Origin of the sequence: Mycobacterium sp. 1165178.9, from assembly GCF_001673555.1 — a bacterium.
Classification (GTDB): Bacteria; Actinomycetota; Actinomycetes; order Mycobacteriales; family Mycobacteriaceae; genus Mycobacterium.
On sequence record NZ_LZMB01000155.1, the window covers coordinates 1 to 817 of the forward strand.

The 817-nt window shown below is 65.2% G+C and carries 1 protein-coding gene; it reads right to left on the minus strand.

The features are described from left to right. Positions 1–706 (minus strand): methyltransferase domain-containing protein (locus A5652_RS07555; protein ID WP_067348614.1); only part of this gene is annotated, 706 nt, incomplete at its 3' end. Between the last annotated feature and the right edge of the window lie 111 nt (positions 707–817).

An 817-nucleotide genomic window follows, 5' to 3' on the forward strand; every position in this document is an offset into this window, starting at 1 on the left:
GCTCGGCCAGCGGAAAAATCGTGCGCCAAGTCTCCGCCACGTAAGTCGCGATGTCGCTGTCGTCGGCCCCGCCCAGCGGTGCGCCGAGCACCAGCCGCGGTGCACCCAGACCGGCGCGCCGAAACAGCGTCGGTAGTTTCGCTCCGAACGCCGGATCTAGGCCTGCCGCCTGAAAGGCTTCGGCCACAGTGTCTTTCATCGCTGAGAACAGTGGCAACTCGGCGACATTGTATGCCCCGTTGATGTCGGATTCACAAAATGCGACGAGGCCACCGGGGCGCACCAGGCTAGTTAGATGGCGCAGCGCTGCGACGGGATCCGGCAGGTGCATGAGAATCAGCCGCCCGATCACGGCGTCGACCGGCTCTTCCAAACGGAGATCGGCGATCGCGGTTGCCTCGAAGTCCACGGTGTGCAGGCCCTGGCCCACGGCGCGGGCGCGCGCGAGCTCAAGGACGTCGGCGGCCGAATCCACGCCTAGTACCGCACCGTCGGGTCCCACCAGCCGCGCGGCGATGATCGACACGTCACCGGGTCCGCAGCCCACGTCCAGCACTCGCATTCCGGGCCGCAGACCTGCCAGACGCAGTGCGTGCTCGGTGAAGTCGTTATACAAACGACCCTGCAAGAGCAAACGCTGCACCTCGGCGTCGACATGACCGAGCACGTAGCTGTTGTCATCCGACAACGTTTGATTCCTGCCCATGACTCCAACCTCGCTGAATCGGGTAAGCATCCGAAACGCTAACGAGCCCCACCCAGCGCCGCCTAGCCGCGGCACGCGACGATTCGGCCGGATTGCGCAGGTTATCCGCCG